Annotated in this window: 15 protein-coding genes; 7 read left to right on the forward strand and 8 right to left on the reverse strand. The window is 71.7% G+C overall.

All coding sequences use genetic code 11. From position 1 onward, the window contains the following. On the reverse strand, positions 1-484 hold a 484-nt coding region (locus ACLJQF_RS45805; protein WP_410616705.1), incomplete at its 3' end, for a DUF6597 domain-containing transcriptional factor. A 148-nt stretch (positions 485-632) separates the two neighbouring features. On the opposite strand from ACLJQF_RS45805, the gene ACLJQF_RS45810 reads away from it, so the two are divergent. Continuing rightward, the gene (locus ACLJQF_RS45810) at positions 633-1106 is read left to right on the forward strand and encodes an MmpS family transport accessory protein (protein WP_410616706.1); all 474 of its coding nucleotides are present in this window, start codon (positions 633-635) and stop codon (positions 1104-1106) included. 17 nt (positions 1107-1123) lie between these two features. Then, positions 1124-1867: an ABC transporter permease gene (locus ACLJQF_RS45815; protein ID WP_410616708.1), complete on the forward strand. Its 744-nt coding sequence runs from the start codon at positions 1124-1126 to the stop codon at positions 1865-1867. Here the strand turns inward: ACLJQF_RS45815 and ACLJQF_RS45820 are convergent. From ACLJQF_RS45820 to ACLJQF_RS45830, 3 genes are read right to left on the reverse strand one after another with little or no spacing between them, the layout of a single operon-like run. Next, complete coding sequence (locus ACLJQF_RS45820; protein WP_410616709.1) at positions 1851-2537, reverse strand: histidine phosphatase family protein; 687 nt, start codon at positions 2535-2537, stop codon at positions 1851-1853. The two genes, ACLJQF_RS45815 and ACLJQF_RS45820, sit on opposite strands and share 17 nt — an antisense overlap. A 10-nt stretch (positions 2538-2547) precedes the next feature. Continuing rightward, complete coding sequence (locus ACLJQF_RS45825) at positions 2548-4431, reverse strand: Na+/H+ antiporter (RefSeq protein ID WP_410616710.1); 1884 nt, start codon at positions 4429-4431, stop codon at positions 2548-2550. A gap of 33 nt (positions 4432-4464) precedes the next feature. Continuing rightward, positions 4465-4872 carry a nuclear transport factor 2 family protein gene (locus ACLJQF_RS45830; RefSeq protein WP_410616712.1) on the reverse strand — a complete coding sequence of 136 codons (408 nt, stop codon included), beginning with the start codon at positions 4870-4872 and terminating at the stop codon, positions 4465-4467. 126 nt (positions 4873-4998) lie between these two features. On the opposite strand from ACLJQF_RS45830, the gene ACLJQF_RS45835 reads away from it, so the two are divergent. Beyond that, on the forward strand, positions 4999-6276 hold the full coding sequence (locus tag ACLJQF_RS45835) for a carboxylesterase/lipase family protein (protein ID WP_410616713.1): 1278 nt from the start codon (positions 4999-5001) through the stop codon (positions 6274-6276). Here the strand turns inward: ACLJQF_RS45835 and ACLJQF_RS45840 are convergent. The 3 genes from ACLJQF_RS45840 to rnhA all read right to left on the reverse strand — a co-directional run bounded on the left by ACLJQF_RS45840 (position 6273) and on the right by rnhA (position 10465). Next, positions 6273-9344, reverse strand: coding sequence for a glycosyl hydrolase 2 galactose-binding domain-containing protein (locus tag ACLJQF_RS45840; RefSeq protein ID WP_410616715.1), 3072 nt, complete (start codon positions 9342-9344; stop codon positions 6273-6275). The two genes, ACLJQF_RS45835 and ACLJQF_RS45840, sit on opposite strands and share 4 nt — an antisense overlap. Positions 9345-9590: 246 nt before the next feature. Then, on the reverse strand, positions 9591-9971 hold the full coding sequence (locus ACLJQF_RS45845; protein WP_410616716.1) for a YchJ family protein: 381 nt from the start codon (positions 9969-9971) through the stop codon (positions 9591-9593). A 32-nt stretch (positions 9972-10003) separates the two neighbouring features. Continuing rightward, a complete protein-coding gene (gene rnhA / locus ACLJQF_RS45850; protein WP_410616718.1) occupies positions 10004-10465 on the reverse strand; it encodes a ribonuclease HI in 462 nt (153 codons plus the stop codon). A 74-nt stretch (positions 10466-10539) separates the two neighbouring features. On the opposite strand from rnhA, the gene ACLJQF_RS45855 reads away from it, so the two are divergent. The 4 genes from ACLJQF_RS45855 (at position 10540) to ACLJQF_RS45870 (ending at position 13536) form a co-directional block, all read left to right on the forward strand. Further along, positions 10540-11244, forward strand: coding sequence for a Crp/Fnr family transcriptional regulator (locus ACLJQF_RS45855; protein WP_410616720.1), 705 nt, complete (start codon positions 10540-10542; stop codon positions 11242-11244). A gap of 110 nt (positions 11245-11354) precedes the next feature. Continuing rightward, entirely contained in the window at positions 11355-11522 is a 168-nt protein-coding gene (locus tag ACLJQF_RS45860) for a hypothetical protein (RefSeq protein WP_410616721.1), read from the forward strand. Positions 11523-11689: 167 nt separating this feature from the next. Next, entirely contained in the window at positions 11690-12670 is a 981-nt protein-coding gene (locus ACLJQF_RS45865; protein WP_410616723.1) for a hypothetical protein, read from the forward strand. A gap of 83 nt (positions 12671-12753) precedes the next feature. After that, positions 12754-13536, forward strand: coding sequence for a DUF1684 domain-containing protein (locus ACLJQF_RS45870; RefSeq protein WP_410616724.1), 783 nt, complete (start codon positions 12754-12756; stop codon positions 13534-13536). Positions 13537-13567: 31 nt separating this feature from the next. On the opposite strand, the gene ACLJQF_RS45875 is transcribed toward ACLJQF_RS45870, so the two are convergent. After that, positions 13568-14059 (reverse strand): hypothetical protein, encoded by a 492-nt coding sequence (locus ACLJQF_RS45875; protein ID WP_410616726.1) that lies wholly within the window; start codon positions 14057-14059, stop codon positions 13568-13570. Positions 14060-14079 lie beyond the last annotated feature (20 nt).

A 14079-nucleotide genomic window follows, 5' to 3' on the forward strand; every position in this document is an offset into this window, starting at 1 on the left:
CACCTGCTCCCAAAACCGCACCCGCACATCCCGCAACAACGGCACCCGACCTACCCGACCAGCCACAACACCCTCCAACCATCGGTGTTGCAACCACCCCATGAACCCAAGCGGCCTTCGGTGCGTCTGACGCACCGAAGGCCGCCTTGGGGCGCTTGGGTCGGTGAGGGTCAACGAATCTGCGGCGCGCGACACCGGCGTTCGGTGTGGCGGGTGCGTCAGATTCCCTTGAACGCGGGACAAGAAGGCCGATCCTGCACCTCGTCCGCCCCCGCACCCAGCGGCCCGGCACGAACCGGACCCCGGTCAGCGCCACTCCCGGCGCCGTCACCGAAGACCACGCCGCCGTGTCCGGTCCGGCCACGAACACCGCACCGCCGCCCACCACCAGGTCCACGCAACCGTCCGGGACGATCCGCGTCGGTCCCTCCGAAGCCGGCCGCCACACGCACCTCGCCACGCCCCGCAACGCACCGGGTGCCACGGGTCCGAAAAAAACCGGCGTCCCGGGAGACCCCCGTCCGGGTGAACATCGAACTTCCCGCGAAGACCGGCTAACACCCCGTCAGGTCACGGCGAGATATAGGTCGACGCACTCGATGGAAGTGCGCGCGACGAGAGAAGACCTCTCCATGGGCGTTCCCACCGCGACCCGGCTCCAGCGCGACTGCGCGGGGCGGGCTCGGTCGGCCGGCAGTTTCGTCGTCGTCCTCGGGGTGCTCGCCGCGGCCTTTGCGGTGACCGCCTACGTCGTGCCCCGGTCCGGGCGCGGGCCCGGCGGCGAAGAGCCCACCAGTGCGCCCGTCGCCCCGGCCGCGGTCCGCACCGTCGCCCACAGCGTCGTGTACGAACTGCTCGGCGCGCACGGCGCCCGCAACGTCACCTTCGCCGCCGCGGGCTCGGCGCTGACCCAGCACGCCGAGGTCGCGACGCCGTGGTCCACGCGGTTCACCCGGGTCGGCCCGGCCGGCCGCACCGAGTTCTACAGCCTCGCCGCCCGCAACCCCGGGCCCGGTGCCCTGCGGTGCCGGATCGTCGTGGACGGCGTCGTCGTCGTGGAGAAGGCCGAGATCGAGCCGGGGCGCCTCTTCAGCTGCGCCGTCTGAGCGGCAGGATCGGCGGCGTGAACGCCGCGATCACCTTCGGGCCCGCCCTGGTGGCGGTCCTCGTCCTGCTCGCCGTCGCCGGTGCGGCCGTCGTCCGGGCCGGCGGTCTCGGCCAGGGACGCGCGGTGCTGATCGCCGCCGCCCGCGCGGTCGCCCAGCTCGCCGTCGTGTCGCTCGTCATCACCGCCGTCCTGCGCTCGGCGCCGCTGACCGGCCTCTTCGTGCTGCTGATGTTCGGGATCGCCGCGGTGACGTCGGCGCGCCGGGTCGGCACCGGCAAGAACCTTCCGTGGACGGCGGCGGCCATCGCGGCCGGGTTCGCGCCCGTGCTCGCCCTGGTCCTCGGCGCCGGCGTCGTCCCGCTGAAGCCGATCGCCGTCGTGCCGATCGCCGGCATCCTGATCGGCGGCGCGATGACCGCGACGTCGCAGGCCGCCCGCCGCGCCCTCGACGAACTCGAATCCCGGCACGGCGAGTACGAAGCCGCGCTGGCGCTGGGCTTCCTGCCGCGTCCGGCCGCGCTGGAGATCTGCCGCCCATCGGCCGGGGAGGCGCTCATCCCGGCGCTCGACCAGACCCGCACGGTCGGCCTGGTGACGCTCCCGGGCGCCTACGTCGGCGTCCTGCTCGGCGGCGCGGGCCCGATCCAGGCCGGGCTGACGCAGGTGCTCGTGCTGATCGGCCTGCTGGCCGCGCAGGCCGTCTCGATCCTGGTGACCGTGCAGGCGGTCGCGGCCGGGAAGCTCAGCCGAGCGGGGTAGCCAGGTGGGCGGTGTCGTTGAAGCGCCGCACGATCCAGTGGTCGCCGTGCAGCACGAGGTGCGAAATCGAGCCGTTGTCGGCGCCGAGGAACGCGAACCGCTCGACCGCACGGCCGGCCTGGGCGAACACCTCGCCGATCACGCCGCCGTGGGTGAACACCGCGACGCGCTGATCCGGGTGCGCGGCCGCGATGCGGGTCAGCGCGCCGCGCAGCCGGGCCCCGAACCGCTCGTCGGACTCCGCGCCCGGGATCACGTCCCAGCGCTGCTCGGTCCACAGCCGGTCGACGATCGGGTGGCCGTCGGCGGTGTACTTCCGGAACAGGCCGTTCTCCCAGTCGCCGAGGTGGATCTCGCGCAGGTCCGGCTCGACGACCGGGGTCAGTCCCAGCTTCTCCGCCAGCGGCGCCGCGGTCTGCACCGTGCGGCGCAGCGTCGTCACGTAGATCGCGTCGATCCGCTCCCCGGCGAGCCGGACGCCGATGCGCTCGGCGTGGTCGCGGCCCTCCGGGGCGAGGTCCGGGTCGGCCTGGCCGTCGACGAGGTCGAAGGGGGCGTCGCCGCGGGCCGGAGCGGATTCGCCGTGCCGGACCAGGAAGATCTCCGTCGAGCCCGGGGGCGGGCTGAAGCGGTGCTGGCGGTACTCGATCTCCTGCTCCGGCGTGCTCATGACCCCGACATTAGCCGAGTTGCTTGTCCACGAAACACCATCGCCACGTCTCGCCCGGCTCGTAGCTGCGCATGACCGGATGGCGGGATTCGTGGAAGTGCTGGGTCGCGTGGCGGCGCGGCGAGGAGTCGCAGCAGGCGACGTTGCCGCACTTCAGGCACATCCGCAGGTGCACCCAGGTGGTGCCCTCGGCGACGCAGGCGGCGCAGCTGTCGGCCGAGCTGGGCTCCTTGTCCACCCACTCGTGGGCCAGGTGCTTGCACGAACCGGCCGTCGCGGCCGGGGTGCGCAGCTCGCGGCCCTCGGTGTCGGGCTCGGCCTCGTCGCGGTCGAGCATGGACTCCTCGATGTCGAGCCGCTCCAGGACCTTGCGCAGGACGTCGTCGTCGGCGCTGCCGCTGGCGCGGGCCTTGAGGAACTGGTCGCGCTCCACTTCCAGGAGCTCCAGCCGCAGCCGCCGGTAGGCGTCGCTCGGCGTCTCGGCCAGCGCGCTCTGCCGGCCGAGCTGCTCCCACGCCGAGTCGGCGCGGTGCTGCAGCCGGTCGCGCAGGCGCTGGATGATCTCCGGCGGGTCGTCGGGCTTCCGGATCTCCTCCAGCTTGGCCAGCGCCGCCCGGGTCATGTCGTGCAGGACGGCCGCCTCCTGCAGCGCGTCCTCCGCGGGGTCCGGCCGCGGCAGGCGCAGCCGCCGGATCAGCGGCGGCAGCGTCATGCCCTGCACGGCCAGCGTGCCGGCCACGACGACGAACGCCGCGAGCACCAGCACGGCCCGCTGCGGGGTGTCCGCGGGCAGCACGAACGCGGCCGCGAGCGTCACCACCCCGCGCATGCCCGCCCACGAGATGACGGCCGAGTAGCGCCACGGCCAGACCTTCGGCTGCGCCTTCTTCGGCAGCAGGCGCCGCTTCACGCGCTTCACCGCGCCGATCCCGGCCATCCACAGCACGCGGGTGAGGATGGTCGCGGCGAGCACGGCGACGCAGATCCAGGTGAGCGTGACCAGCGACAGCCCGCTGTCGCCGACCTCGGCGAGGATCCGCCGCAGCTGCAGGCCGATCAGCAGGAAGACCATGTTCTCCAGCAGGAACTGGATGGTCTGCCAGTTCAGCCGGGACGCCAGCCGGGTGGAGCCGGACAGGATCTGCGGTGCCTTGTGCCCGAGGATGAGCCCGGCGATGACGACCGCGAGCACGCCGGAGCCGTGGATCGCCTCGGCCGGGATGTAGGCGATGAACGGCACGGCGAACGACAGCGCGGTGTCGAGCACCGGCTCGTCCATCCGGGCGCGGATGAACGCCGCCGCGAACCCGACGACGAGCCCGACCACGGCCCCGCCGATGGCCGCGCGGAAGAAGTCGGCGCCGACCTGCCAGAGGCTGACCGACCCGGCCAGCGCGGCGATGGCCGTGCGGAGGGCGACCAGCGCGGCGGCGTCGTTGAAGAGGCTCTCGCCTTCCAGGAGCCGGATCAGCTTGCGCGGCATCCCGACCCGCCGGGCGACGACGCTGGCGGCGACCGCGTCCGGCGGCGCCACGACCGCGCCGAGCGCGATGCCACCGGCCAGCGGGAGCCCGGGGATCACCGCCCAGGCGACCACGCCGACGCCGAGCGCGGTGAACACCACGAGCCCCACCGACATCAGCCCGATCGCCCCGCGGTTCTTCCGGAAGTCGACCAGCGACGTCTGGATGGCCGCCGAGTACAGCAGCGGGGGGAGCAGGCCGACCAGCACGACCTCGGGGTCGAGGTGGACCTCGGGCACGCCGGGCACGTAGGACGCGGCGACGCCGACGACGATCAGGCACAGCGGAGCGGACCAGTCCAGCCGCCGCGCCACCGCGCTGACGACGAGGACGGCCACGACCAGCGCCACTATCTCTGCCGCTATGTGCACGGGGTAATCATCACCCGGGCGCGGTGGCGGGCGTCACCGGGCCAGCTCCGGAAGCACTTCCGCGACCAGCTGGGTGTCCAGGTACTCGGTGATCTCGCGGATCCGGCCGTCCTCGACGCGGAACACGAAGCAGTACTTGTTGTCGTAGCGTCCCCCGCCCTTCGTGGCGACGCTGCCCCGCGTCTCGACCACGACGACGTCGTCCTCGGCGACGAACCGGCTCGCGGTGCTGGTGTAGGTGCCGTCGAACTGTGCGCCCAGCGGCCCGAGCAGGTCGCGGCGGACCGAGTCCTTGCCGCGGAAGGTGCCGGACCAGCTGTTGTGCCCGCCGACCGTCCACGTGACGTCGTCGGCCATGGCGGCGATGAGCGGCCGGATGTCGCCGGTCGCCCAGGCGTCGAACGCCGTCTTCAGGAGCTGCTTGTTTTCGGCTGCGCTCATGGCTCGTAGTCAACACGCTGGAGTGTGCTCCAGGGCAAGTCCTCAGGCTGACGGCGTGACGATGGTGGAGATCGCGGCCGGCGTGCTGCGCGGGTCCGATCGGGACGAAGTGAGGACGTTTCTCGCGTGCCGTACGCCGAGCCGCCGGTCGGGGAGCTGCGGTTCCGCGCGCCGCGTCCGGTGGCGCCGTGGCCGGGCGTCCGGGACGCCACCGGGTGGGCGCCCCGCGCGCCCCAGCCCGAACTGACCGGGCGCGGCTTCACCGGCGACGAGGACTGCCTCTACCTGAACGTCTACTCGCCCGCGGCACCCGGCTCGTACCCCGTGCTCGTGTGGATCCACGGAGGCGGCGGCGTGATGGGCGCGCCGCACCAGTTCGATGCGTCCGCGTATGCCCGCGCCGGAGTGGTCGTCGTGACCATCGCCTACCGGCTCGGCGTGCTCGGGATGCTGCACCTGCCCAGCATCGCCGATTCGAACCTGTCCCTGCGCGACCAGGTCGCCGCGCTCGAGTGGGTGCGGGACAACATCGGGTCCTTCAGCGACGACCCGGGCCGCGTGACGCTGGCCGGGCAGTCGAACGGCGGCCGGACGGTCGGGACGCTGCTGGCCGTGCCCGCCACCCGCGGACTGGTCCACCGGGCGATCGTGCAGAGCGGCACCGGCGTCGGCTCGGTCGTGCACACCCCGGCCGAAGGCACGGCCTTGGCCGAAGCGGTCCTCGCGGAGCTGGACGTTTCGCCGGAGGATCTGGCGACGCTGCCGGTCACCCGGATTCTCGAGGCGCAGCAACGGGTTTCGGCGGCATCGGGCACCAAGGTGACCTACCGCGTGGTCGTCGGCGACGAGCTGCTCCCGCACCGGCCGCTGGACGGCGTCCGCGATGTCCCGCTGCTCATCGGCACGACGGCCGACGAGGAGGACCTGTTCAGCTGGCTGCAGTCGGGCGGCGCGAAGCTGCTGGGCGCCGGCTCGACGATGCTGGACGCGGCCGCGGTGGAAAAGGCCGTCGCGGCGTATAACGACATACTCGGTTGGCCGGCGGAGCAGGTCCGCAACCGCGCGCTGACGGCGGGGGACTGGTGGATCCCGGCGATCCGGTTCGCCGAGGCACAGCCGGTCGCCTGGATGTACCGCCTGGACTGGCGGATCGCCCCGCGCGGCCGGGGCCTGGGCGCGCCGCACGGGCTCGACCTCCCGCTGATGTTCGACGACATCCGCAACCGCAACTGGCGGTTCCTCGTCGCCGGGCGCCCGTTCCCGGCCGAGCGGATGCAGGCGATGGCGACGGAGATGTTCGACACCTGGGTCCGCTTCGTCGCGACCGGCCTCGCTCTGAAGTTCGTGAAGGCCACCTTGAGGAACTTTAACTTCCTCAAGGTGGCCTTCACGAACTTGCGCTAGAAGGTGATCTTGTCGAGGTTGGGGCCGCCGTTGGCGGTCGTCGCGGTCGCCTTGATCTTGTTCGTTCCGGCGGCCAGGGTGACGGGCACGGTGACCGTCTGCCACGTGTCCCAGTTGCCCGTGCCGCCGAAGGCCAACCCGGACGCCACCTTCGTGCCGTTGACCGTGATGTCCATCGGGCGGTTCGTCGTGGTGCCGTTGGCGAACCGCAGGACGACGTTTGCCGGGCCGGCCGTGGCGGCGGGCACGGAGAACTCCACCGCGCTGCCGGTCGCGTTGTCGTAGTTGACGAACCCGCTTCCGGTGTAGCCGAGGTGGTTCGACTCCACGACGCCGTTCGTGATCGTCGCGTCCTCGGCCTGGTAGTCGCCCGGGGTGCCCGGGTCGACCGAGCCGTCCGCCGGGATCGTCTTCGTCCCGGTGTTCCAGCCCGCGACCCGCACGGACGGCTTGGCGCCCTTGAGGTCCGCGGTCCGGTACGTCGCCGTCAGCGTCGCCGACTCGCCCGGCCACAGGCTGACCTGGTTGTCGGTCCACCGCACCGGCAGCACCGGCGCGCCCGCCGCGCCGACCACGTGCGCGTCGACGAAGAACGCCGGCACCTTGCCGGTGGTGCCGTTCTTCAGCGTCACCTTGGTCGTCGTGGTGCCGTCGGCGTTGGCGGTCGAGGTGGCCGTCGACCCGAGGGAGACCTGCGCGAGGCCGTTCAGCCCGGAAAGGTCCGCGTACGACGTCGTCGGCGTGTAGTACCAGTCGCTGTTGCCCCAGTCGAGGGTGTCGGCCTTGGTGGACAGCCAGTACACGTTCCGGCTGACCTCCTTGCCCGACGAATCGGTCAGGACCAGCTTCGCCAGGTACGTCGTCGACAGCCCGCTCACCGAGCCGATGGTCAGCGCGGTGGTCTTCGCGCCGTCACCGCCCACCGAAACGGCCTTCGTCTGGTCGAACTTCGCGGTGCCGTCCAGGTTGAACAGCTGCACCCGGGCGGTGAGGCCCGACGCCGCGTCGTGGTCGTGGTTGACCACCACGACCGACTTGGTGTCGTACGAGTACTGGATGTGCAGCGGCTCGTTCGCCTTCTTGGCCCCGAAGTAGGAGCCGTTCTGGTCGAGGTAGGCGTCGAACAGCTGCCAGTGCAGTGACGTCCAGCCGCTGTTGAGCATCCAGTAGATGATCCCGGTGGCCGGGTTCGAACCGTCGCTGAAGTTCCGCGAGTGCGACTCGAACTCGGCGCGGACGTTCTCGTACTGCGCCAGCTGCGCCTTCCGGACGAAGTCGTCGAGGCTCGCCGGCTTGCCGTAGCGGCCGGTCAGCGCGTTGCCGAAGAGCTTCAGGTTGGCGAACGTCGAGGACGACGACCGGTGGTACTGCGCGGTCTGCGGGCTCTTCCACATCGTGTCGAGCTCGCTCGCCGACATCATCCGCTTGAGCGTGTCCATCGTCGGGATGTCCGGCCCGGCGCTGGTCTCGGAGTTGAAGCTCCAGGCGCCGCCGAGGTCGGTGTGCGCCTTGTCGTACCAGTAGTTCGGCGGTACGTAGTCGTACGGCCCGTTCATCTTCATCCCGGACGACCCGAGCTGGGGCGACGACTTCGCCGACGCGGCCGGGACCACCGGGGTGGGCCAGTCCGCGGCGCTCAGCGCGTCGAGATAGTTCTTCTCGATCGTCGCGTCGGGCGCGAAGTCGCTGCCGATGAGGAACGAGATGACGCTCGGGTGGTCGCGCAGGCGCTCGGCCTCCGCGGTCATCGACGCCTTCGCGACCGGGTAGTCCGCGGCGGTCCAGGGGTCACCCTTCTCGTCGCCGTTGACCTGGCCTTCCCACTTGTCGCAGCACTCCCAACCGGGCAGCGTCAGCACGCCCATCTTGTCGGCGAGGTCGAAGAACTCGTCCGGCTCGATGTGGCCCTCCAGGCGCACGGTGTTGAGCCCGAGGTCCTTGACGTAGGCGAGCTTGTCCGCGGCGTACTGCTCGTTCCAGCGCAGGAACAGGTCCGGCGAGTAGCCGCCGCCCTTGATCAGCAGCGGGCGCCCGTTGATCGTGTACGCCCGGCCGCCGCTCGAGTTCTTGTTCGCCGTGACCTGGCGGATGCCGAAGGTGGAGTGCGAGGAGTCCGACGCCGTGCCGCCGACGCTCGCGGTCAGGTCGAGGTCGTGCAGCGGCTGGCCGCCCATCCCGGCCGGCCACCAGACCTGCGGGTTGTCGATCCCGATGACCGGGAACGTCACGGTCTTCTTCTCCTTGGCCGCCAGGCTCACCGTCTGGCTGATGGTGCGTCCGGCGACCGTGCCGGAGACGGTCGTGGACACGGCGGCCGCCGAGTCGTTGCGGACGTCGGCCTTCACCGTCAGGTCGGCGTGGGTCAGCCCCGTCAGCTTCGTGACGACGTGGCCGCCGCGCAGCGCCACCGGGCCGCTGCGGCGCACGAGGACGTCCCGCACGATGCCCATGTTCTGGTCCGGCGGGGTCTGCGCCCAGTCGATCCAGCCCATCGACAGGTCCTTGTTCGGGTCGTTCGGGTAGACCTTGAACGCGACGCTGTTCGTGCCGGCCTTCACCAGCGCGGTGATGTCGAGGTCGTGGCGGGTGTAGGCGCCGTTGACCTGTGTCTTGTCGGCGACGCGCGTCCCGTTGACCCAGACGTCGGCCTTGGAGAGCACGCCGCTGAAGTCCAGGTACGTGCGCTGGGTGGTGTCGGCGACGGTGAGGTCGGTGCGGTACCACCACGGGACCTGGAAGTCCGCGGCCGGCACGTTCTTCATGTTCGTCGAGTAGAACGGGTCGGCGTACTTGCCGTTGGCCAGCAGGCCGGCGTAGACGGTCGAGCGCGGGCCGACCGGGTACCAGCCGGAGGTGTTGTAGCCGGGCTTGGAGACCGCGGAGTCGTCGCCGACCTGCGCCGATGTCTGGATCAGGAAGCCGGGGACCGCGGTCGCCGGGGCGGCGGCCGCGACGACGGCCTTGACCGGTTCCTGCCCGGTCGCGGCCGGGACGGTCGCCCCGGTCACCGCGACGGCCAGCACCGCCGCCGCGAGGAGAGTCCGGGTTCTTCTCTGCCGATAGCTCACTAGCGCGCCTCCTAGGCACCCACGGCGGCGGGGGACAGCGGACCATCGTTAGGGAACTTTCCTAACAATTGCGGACGATCGTAGCGGTCCGGTCACGCCGGGAACAGGGGCGTTTCGTCAGACCCGGGCGGCCTGCCAGGCCGCGGCGGCGCGCAGGGCCAGCAGGAGCGGCAGGGAACCGTCTTCCAGAGTCGTCGAGGAAGTGCCTCGCTGAGCGGGACACCACCGGCGGTGCGCGGGGCGGGGTTATGCTTCCGCGTCGAGGTAGACCCAGTGGCCGTCCTCACGCCGGAAGCGGCTGTTCTCCTCGAGGAAGCCGTCCCGGCCCCGGTGGCGGTAGTGCGCCCGGAACTCGACGGTGCCTTCCTGGTGCAGCAGGCCGCCCCCGGTGCGGCCGAGGATCTCCAGCCGCGTCCACTCCTGGCCGGGATCGAGCCTGAGCTGCCGGGGCCGGGTACCGGGATGCCAGGTGCGCAGGAGGTAACCGGTGTCCCCGACGGCGAAGGCGCTGAACCGCGACCGCATCAGCAGCTCGGCGGTGGGAGCGGTGAGCCCGCCGTCGTGGAACCGGCCGCAACAGGCGGCGTAGGACTCGGCGAGGCCGCACGGGCACGACGCGGGAGGCATCGGGGAATTCTGCCACGACCGTCCATTCCGGACTAACCCGCGTTGACCGGCTTCCCGCTCTCCCGGGCCTCCTGCGCACCCCGCACCGCAAGCCGGTCGGCTCGCTCGTTCTCCGGGTGTCCGGCGTGCCCCTTGACCCACAGCCACTCGACCGTGTGCCCGCCGATCGCCGCGTCCAGGCGCTGCCACAGGTCCGCGTTCTTCACCGGTTCGCGCGCGGCCGTCTGCCAGCCGTTGTTCTTCCAGCGGGGCAGCCACTGCGTGATGCCGTTGCGCACGTACGTGCTGTCCGTGAACACGCGCACCTGCGACGGCCGGGTCAGGCTCTCCAGGGCGCGGATCGGCGCCGTCAGCTCCATGCGGTTGTTCGTCGTCGGGGTGGCTTCGCCGCCGTACAGCTCGCGCTCGTGCCTGCCGTAGCGCAGCACCGCGCCCCAGCCGCCCGGTCCGGGGTTCCCGCTGCACGCACCGTCGGTGTAGATCTCCACGTCCACGCGGCGACCCTACCGGTCGCGCCCCTCGCCGAAGGTCGCCACGCCGGGTTACGGTGAACCTCCGGAGGGGAGCCATGAGCGGGCACGACGACACGGCGGAGGGGCCGCTTCTGGCCTACCTCGCCGACGCCGATCGCGAGTACCTGCTCGCCCGCGGCACCCGCCGCCGGTTCCGCGCGAACGACGTCGTGCTCATGGAGGGCGACCCCTCCGACCACGTCCACGTGCTGGTCTCCGGCTGGGTGCGCGTCTCCACCATCGTCGAGGACGGCCGCGAGGTGCTCTTCGGGCTGCGCGGCCCCGGCGAGGTGCTGGGCGACCTCGCCGCGGTCACCGGCCGGCCGCGGTCGGCGTCGGTGCGCGCGATCGAACCGTGCATCGTCTTCCAGCTCACCGGCGCGGAGTTCGTCGACGTCCTGCACGCGCGGCCGGCGATCGCCATCGCGACGATCAAGACGGTCGCGGCCCGGCTCCGCAGCGCCGAGTCCGCCCGGGTCGACGCGGCCGCCTTCGACGTCAGCCGCCGCGTCGCGGTGGTCCTGGTCCGGCTGGCCGAGGAGCGCGGCCGGACCGTGCCGGAGGGAGTGATCGTCGACGCGCTGTCGCAGGAGGACATCGCCGCGCAGATCGGCGCTGCCCGGCGGACCGTCGCGCGGGCGCTGCGCGTGCTGCGGGAGCGCGGGATCGTGGAGACCGGCCGGCGCCGCTTCCTCATCCGCGAGCTCCGCGTCCTGCGCGCCTTCGCCCACTCTGAGCCAAACGGCACACAAGGCCCGTGACAGCGGACATCTGACGGACACGCCGACCGGGTGATCCTGGAGCCCGGCCGGAAAAGAATGTGATGCCACCCGGCCGGATTTCATTCAAGCGAGGTCGGGGAGCCCGTGCCGTGAACGTCTACTGCAAGATTCTGACCCTGGTGAAATCGGTCTTCGCCGCGTTCGTGGTCGGCGCCGTCGCGGGTTTCGCGGTGGCGGCCGGAAACGCGGCGGAACCGTCCGCGCCGACGTTCCACGGCTCCGCGCCGCTTTCCGCCTCGGCCTGGGTACAGCGATGAGGAGGTGTGTCTGATGGAGAGCCACTCGATCTGGGCCCTGATCTTCGGGGTGAACTGACCCGCGGTGAGACCCGGCCGGCCGGCTCGTGGGGGGTCGGCCGGCCGGGTATTCCAGAATGGTGATGTCCCCATTTTGTCCTGCTTTCTCGGAACGGAAACCTGGTAACGTGGGAAAATCTTCGGCGGGGGGTGGGACGACGGACGAGCACACCTCCCCGTTCGTGCGCGAGCTGAACGAGCTGCGCCGCGGCCGCGGCCTCGACGCCGCCGACCTGCACCAGCGGATCGGTCCCTGTCTGCGCGCGGCGTGCGCGATCACCGAAACCGACCAGCCCGCCTCCGCGCGCGAGAAGCTCGTGCTGCGGCTGACCGAGCTGTGCGGGCGGCTGCCGCCGGACCTGAAGCTGGCCGCGCTGGCGGCGCTCGGCCTGCACGAAGAGGCCGCGGGGGAGTTCCTCGACCGGCGGATCTCGTGGCTGGCCAGCGTCCTCGACCGCGATCCGCGCACCGCCCGCCGCCGGATCGACCTGGCGTTCCGCCGGCTCGACGAACTGCTCGGCGCGCCCGCCCACCGCAGTGACCTGCACCCGCTGGCCGGCTGGTACGTCGAGTCGATGAAGGCGATGCTCCGGCTCGACCGCGAGCCGCCGGAACTGCAGGAGGAACGCCGGATCGTCGCCGAAGTCGACGAGCTCGACGAGCTGGTCCTGCCGTTCAGCGTGCCGGCCGAAGCGGGCAGCGACCCGGTACCGGACATCACCGCGGACGCGCTGTTCGGCGGCGAGATCGTCGAATCGCGCCAGGTGTCGGCGAGCCACGCGCAGTTCGTCATGCGGCTGCCGAACCCGCTGCGGCTCGGCCAGCGCCACGAGTACGGCATCCGGTTCACGCCGAGGCGCACGGAACTGCGGCCGTACTACGCCATGACGCCGTTGCGCCGGTGCGAGGAGTTCGCGGTGCGGGTCCGGTTCGACCGGGCGGCACCGCCGTCGCGGGTCTGGCGCCTCAACGGGGTACCGGGCCGGGTGGTCGACGACGGCGTCGACTCGGGCGACGCGCTGACCGTCAACCGGGTGGGTGAGGTCTGCCTCGAGTTCCACGACCTGCACCAGGGCCTGAGCTACGGGCTGCAGTGGTCCTTCGACTGAACCGCCGTCCGGATGCTGGGACGCGGAATAGCGGCGCGCGCACCGGGTTGGCACAGTCGTAGCCGACGGAAAAGGGGCCCGCGATGAGCACGTTCACCCAGGAGTGGCAGGACTGGAAGGCCCGGCGCGAGACCGACCTGGCCGAGCCGCACGGCTGGCTGGCCCTGGTCTCACTGGATTGGCTGACCGACTCCCCGCGGGAGTACCCCGGGATCCCGGGCCGCTGGTGGCAGGACGCCGATGCCGCCTACGCCGACCCGGCCGGCGCGTCGCTGACGCACGACGGGGAGCCGATCACCGGCGTCCGCCGGTTCGAGCTGGTCAACAGCGGCGCCGGCACGCGGGTGCTGGCCGGCGACGTCGAGATCGAGGTCGCCCGCCGGTCGGGGTACCTGATCCGCGTCCACGACCCGAAGGCCGAAGTCCTGCGCGAGTTCCGCGGCGTCCCGGCGTACGAGCCGTCGCCGTCCTGGGTGCTGCCCGGCCGGTTCGAGCCCTTCGCCGAGGCGCGGCCGACCACCGTGGGTGCGGTCGTGGAAGGCCTGAGCCACGTCTACACGGCGCCAGGCCTCGTCCACTTCTCCCGCGATGGGGTCGAGCACACGCTGACCGCGTTCAACGGCAAGGACGGCGGCTTCAGCATCCTGTTCACCGACGAGACGAGCGGCGTGACGACGTATGCGGCCAACCGCTCGCTGCCGGTCGGAGCGCCTTCACCGGACGGGTCGGTGACCCTGGACTTCACCCGCGCGGTGAACCTGCCGTGCGCGTTCACGGACTTCGCGACGTGCCCGCTGCCGCCGGCCGGCAACCACCTGCCGTTCGCGGTCGAGGCGGGGGAGAAGATCCCGCACGAGCGCGGGTGACTCCCCCGCCCGCCTGCCGGCGGGAGACGTCTCAGTGGGCGACGTCGATGACGACGCGGTTGGGCGCGGTGAGCGTGAAGACGTTCACCGTGGTCCGCGACCGCACGCCGAGCCCGATGGTCAGGTGCGCCTCGAAGTCCCCGGTGAGCGCGACGGCCATGACGTTGTGCAGGTTCCGCGTCCGGAACTTCTGCGGCCCGGTGTAGGTCAGGTTCCCGTTGAGGTCGTGCGCGGCCGCGGGCGTGGCGGAGACGTTGATGAAGTACTCCCCGGTGAGCCACACGATTTCCCCGCTCGGGTCGGCGGTCAGCTCGTCGACGAGCTGGTAGGAAACGGCGGGCGCGGGACCGCTCCCGAGGTCGAGCACGACCCGGTCGAAGCCGGTGTTGAGCCCGGTCCGGATGTTGGTCAGGGTGGGGATGACGGGAGCGGCGGCCTGGGCGGGCCCCGCGGCGGCGAGAACGCCGCTCCCGGCGATCAGCAGGGCGACGGCGGCGAGCGCGCGCCACTGGGTTCTGGACATGATGGGCCTCCTGGCGGAGT

Source organism: Amycolatopsis sp. lyj-109 (genome assembly GCF_046548995.1).
GTDB lineage: Bacteria > Actinomycetota > Actinomycetes > Mycobacteriales > Pseudonocardiaceae > Amycolatopsis.